General features: G+C 54.0%; 5 protein-coding genes and 1 pseudogene. 1 reads left to right on the top strand and 5 read right to left on the bottom strand.

Annotation, left to right across the window (positions count from 1 at the left end; genetic code table 11):
• From ACXJ5O_RS20620 to ACXJ5O_RS20610, 3 genes and pseudogenes are all read right to left on the bottom strand, one after another.
• On the bottom strand, positions 1-423 hold a 423-nt coding region (locus ACXJ5O_RS20620; RefSeq protein WP_457301524.1), incomplete at its 3' end, for an aminopeptidase.
• A 139-nt stretch (positions 424-562) separates the two neighbouring features.
• Positions 563-1,407: pseudogene (locus ACXJ5O_RS20615) on the bottom strand (SDR family NAD(P)-dependent oxidoreductase).
• A gap of 72 nt (positions 1,408-1,479) precedes the next feature.
• Complete coding sequence (locus tag ACXJ5O_RS20610; protein ID WP_457301523.1) at positions 1,480-1,902, bottom strand: hypothetical protein; 423 nt, start codon at positions 1,900-1,902, stop codon at positions 1,480-1,482.
• Positions 1,903-2,151: 249 nt separating this feature from the next.
• Between ACXJ5O_RS20610 and ACXJ5O_RS20605 the strand changes: the two genes are divergently transcribed.
• The gene (locus tag ACXJ5O_RS20605) at positions 2,152-2,442 is read left to right on the top strand and encodes a DUF6074 family protein (protein WP_224507151.1); all 291 of its coding nucleotides are present in this window, start codon (positions 2,152-2,154) and stop codon (positions 2,440-2,442) included.
• 64 nt (positions 2,443-2,506) lie between these two features.
• Here ACXJ5O_RS20605 and ACXJ5O_RS20600 read toward each other — a convergent pair whose 3' ends face one another.
• Both ACXJ5O_RS20600 and ACXJ5O_RS20595 read right to left on the bottom strand, forming a co-directional pair.
• Positions 2,507-2,824 carry a PepSY domain-containing protein gene (locus ACXJ5O_RS20600; protein WP_457301522.1) on the bottom strand — a complete coding sequence of 106 codons (318 nt, stop codon included), beginning with the start codon at positions 2,822-2,824 and terminating at the stop codon, positions 2,507-2,509.
• Between the two features lie 122 nt (positions 2,825-2,946).
• Complete coding sequence (locus tag ACXJ5O_RS20595; protein WP_457301521.1) at positions 2,947-3,915, bottom strand: hypothetical protein; 969 nt, start codon at positions 3,913-3,915, stop codon at positions 2,947-2,949.
• Positions 3,916-4,069: the final 154 nt, after the last annotated feature.

Genomic DNA, 4,069 nt, shown 5'->3' with positions numbered 1-4,069 from the left:
CTTTTCCAACGCGGGCTGATAAGCACGGGATTGCGCCCGGTTCGCGCGGGAGACCTTTTCCGGATCCTCCGAAGAGAGCAGCATCGGATTATCACCGGCAACTGCAAGCCGAGCTGTATTGGCAGAAAAGGCTTTCGCCATTCCCTCAAACAGCCAGCCTGTGGCGCGATCGAAACTTTCGTCTGGAGCGTTGCGATAGCGCATAAGAGTGGCTTCTTCGTCGCTGTATAGCGATGTCACGAGACCCGCTCCCGCCTTGTAGGCATGTTCTGTGATCCGACGCACCAGAGGCACTGCGGCAAGCGGGGCCGTGATCAGGAGATCTTGTCCGGGCTGTAACTGCAAGCCAATTTTGATGGCTACTTCCGCCAGACGATCGAGCTTCACGGGATCGACGGCGGGGATTTGGGGAGATGAGGTCATTATGAATCCAACTTTGTCAATGAAGGGCTTTCCTCAGCATAGAACCGGATCAGTCCCGGTATCAAGCGACTGATCTGGAAATCGCTCTCGCAATTTGAGGGGTTCACAATATCCGAGACTGTGTCCCAGAATTAGCGGGTCAGATATCCTGATTAAGAAAATCAGCGAATTCGCTCTGATAGGCCGGATGCCAGCGCGACAAGGGTGGACGGTTCCTGATAATATCGTTGGCTGCCCAGAGGATGCGGCGCTCATCGAGGCTGCGGGCTACATCATTATCTGGGCAGAGGATATAAAAATCACCGGCTGACACACGCTCCAGCATGAAATCGACGGTTTGTTCCGGCGTCCACGCGCCAGCTGGCTTTTCCGTGCGATTTCCTGCAGTCAARGGCGTATAGACAAAACCCGGAATGAACAGATGAGCCGTTACGAGACAGTGCTTTGTGTTACGTAACTCATGCTGCAAGGCTTCAGTGAAGGTCTTCACGCCCGATTTCGAGACATTGTAAGCAGGATCGCCAGGCGGAGTGGTTATGCCCTGCTTGGAGCCGGTATTGATGATGAGGCCGGGTTTGCCTTGCCGGATCATGTCCGGGCCAAAAACCTGGCAGCCGCGGATTACACCGAACATGTTTACGGCGATGATCCTGTCCCAGTGATCTGCATCGAAAACGCCGCTGCCAGGCTGGATGCCCGCATTGTTCATGAGGACGGCAACGCCGCCAAATCTACCGTTGACCGTCTGCTGCAGTTTGCGCAGATCTTCGACGTTGGTTACGTCTGTGGCAATAGCGATGACGTCACCAGTGTTGGCGAGTTCAGAAACCGCCGCATAAGCCCAGTCGAGTTTTTCACCGGCAAGATCGGCAATGGCAACCTTTAAACCATGGAAGCGAAGCGCTTTGCAGCCGCAAGGCCGATACCGGATGCGCCTCCTGTGATTACGGCTACATGGGAAGGTGAAAAGGCAGGATGTGCCATGGAATTCGTCCTTTATCGTTACGCAGCGCTATCGCGCCAAGCTAACGGAACATGAGAACAGAAGTGTAACAATTAGCCGAAATTCGGAACACGCAAATAATGTGCAAGCGGCGTCACTTGTTCCTTCGAGTCACGTAAGTCAGACTTTCGCTCGGCGAAGGCATCCTTTTGCCGGCGCGCGTCAAGAATCTCCTTTTCTGAGCTTTCGCCCATACTGAGAGCTTTGAGCAAGACCATTCGCGCGCTGTCGGCAATACCTGAGCGATTTTCGTTAAGAGCAATGTCGAGAATGACCCTGCGGAAATCCGTCGGTCCAACAAGTGTTACTGCACGTTCGCGCCGCCCATTTTCGGCGTCGATAAGCGCGTATAGTTTGTCACGGAGATCAGCACCGACATTCTCGTACTGCATGAAGAGATCCGGTGCAGTCGCGGCAAGCTTTTGCTTCTGCCGCTCGCGGTGCCGTCTTTGCCTCTCTGCATTACTGAGTGCCATGTGTTTATGCCGTAACGAATGCGAATCACTTTACACGAACTTGAATAGGCATGCGTGCCGTAGCGGGCAACATTATGGTTTCGTTACACACAATCTGTTCGCTGGCTTGTTACATAACTTGTTACGTCACCAATCACGCGCTCTAGACGGCATAACGGCCATAGCTGAACACATTGTTAGGAACCTTCGCCTTATCGTTGGGCGAATCAATTGTAAGCGCGGCGTTGCCGAACCGGGAAGAGTATGAGTATGTTCGAAGCTGAATCCCCGATCCCATGCCAGATCATTGCGTTCCCACTGACGAAGCGTGTGGCGAAGATTCGCGACGTGGCGGCGAAACTGATGGAAAAGGCTACAGATCGGCAGGCGGAAGCTTATCGTAACCAGATTGCCGATACGTTGTTTCGGCATCTTGAGCGGATTGGGGTCAAAGAGGACGAACAGGATGAGCAGGTCGGAGCATTCTTCACCGCAGTCGAGCTAGAACTGTCGCGTCTATATGATCTCACTGAAGACTATGGCGATACATCAGCCTACTAAGCTACCGTCCGTCGGCGTGGAAAAGCCCGCCACTTGCGGCGGCGGGCTTTCGTTAGGTTGACGCTTACTGCACGGAAAGGACGTCACCAGTACGGCGATCTACGCTGACGCGCATGTCGTTGCCGCGGCGATCCATACCCTCAACGACGAACCTCGACCTCGTGCGCCTTACGTCGTCGACATCGCGAAGGCCTTCGCTTCTGGCGATACGCACCGCTTCGCGCTCACTGATGTCCGATACACGGCGATAATCCCGTTCCGGCCGCGGCTCTTGTAGCCGAACACCGTCAGGGCCAATCTGAATGGACTGAGCAAAGGCTTGGGGAGCCGATGTCATGGCGATTAACGCCGTTGCTCCGACGATAAGGATTTTTTTCAACATAACAGTGTTCCTTTTTTCAAATCAAATATCCCGCCCATTTGATGGAGTTAACGTTCACCAAGGGACAGGGTTCCAAAGTTTGCGAAAATGCTGAACTGCGACACACACGCTGCCCACCAGGCTTATTTGCAGCGTTTCAAGCGGAAGCTATCGCCGCTCTCGAGCGAATACCAGGTCAGGTTTCTATTAGTCACGTCCCGAAGCTCGAAGGCATAACCATCGCTCAATTCTACCCGGTAGCTGTTGCCATTGCGTTCGACATTCCTGATCGGTGTCCCGTCATAGCTCCTTGTGTTGAAATCCCAGAGTCTGCCTCTGCAGCTACCGTCGATCTGATCCCACCTGCCGACGAAACTCATCTCGGCCGCAGGTTTGACCGCTGGCTTAACGGCAGGCTTTGCCATGTTTGTTGCAACTTCGGCAGCTCTTTTCGCGTCGGCGGCCGCGGCCGCCGCTTTTGCATCGGCGGCTTGCTTTTGCTTTGCATCGTCAGCGGTTTTGTGGTCCGCGCGCAGTTTTTCGATTCGCGCGTCAACCTTGGCAATATTATCGACACCAAGCACGTCGGCACAGTCAAGGAGCGCCATGCGTTTGGAAACCAGGTCCTCAAGGCCGGCAGTGTCGGCGCTCGATTCCAGGTCGTGGCAAGTAGTGGACCGCTTTTCGACCTGCGCAGCCTTTTCCTCGGCCGCCTTCGCATCGGCGAACGTCTGCTTGATGGCCGCCATATGCTGTTTTGAGTCCTCCATCGTCGCTACTACACCATCTACGAAGGTAGCGGCCGGCGCGCAGGCCGATTGATCGACTTTCAAATGTTCTGCTGCGGAACGGTCGGCGTCTGCGATAATGTCCGTAGCTTGTTCGTTCCCATTCATTTCCTGGCGGAATTCCGCTTCTTGCATGGCGGCATCGGCGAGGGGTTGAGTGGCAAATGGATGATCGGCAAAGCAATACTGATCGACGGCTTTTGCATACGCGCTCGCCTTCGTAAATTTAAGCGCCTGAATAGCATCCCGCGTTTTGTCATCAACGGCATATGCTGCGCTGGAAAAGGCGGCACAGATGATGGCTGCGGTAACGAACTTCTTCATGGTTGCAATCCTTGCTCGACGCCTGTTCGGCAGGTACGAATTGATGAAATGCGTTAACCATGAAAATGTTCATGGATTGAATGATAAAATTCCGCTGAAATATGGTTTGATTTTGTTCGCGCTATATGAGCGGCATAACCGGACACACGAACCC

The sequence above is a fragment of the Phyllobacterium sp. P5_D12 genome (genome assembly GCF_054049495.1).
The sequence above is the reverse complement of the archived record's forward strand: the minus strand, read 5'-3'. Positions and strand labels throughout refer to the sequence as shown.

Excerpts from the sequence above, each read along its gene's own strand:
- ACXJ5O_RS20610 (WP_457301523.1), bottom strand. The coding sequence starts at position 1,902 with ATGGCACTCAGTAATGCAGAGAGGCAAAGACGGCACCGCGAGCGGCAG.
- ACXJ5O_RS20605 (WP_224507151.1), top strand. The coding sequence starts at position 2,152 with ATGTTCGAAGCTGAATCCCCGATCCCATGCCAGATCATTGCGTTCCCA.
- ACXJ5O_RS20600 (WP_457301522.1), bottom strand. The coding sequence starts at position 2,824 with ATGTTGAAAAAAATCCTTATCGTCGGAGCAACGGCGTTAATCGCCATG.
- ACXJ5O_RS20595 (WP_457301521.1), bottom strand. The coding sequence starts at position 3,915 with ATGAAGAAGTTCGTTACCGCAGCCATCATCTGTGCCGCCTTTTCCAGC.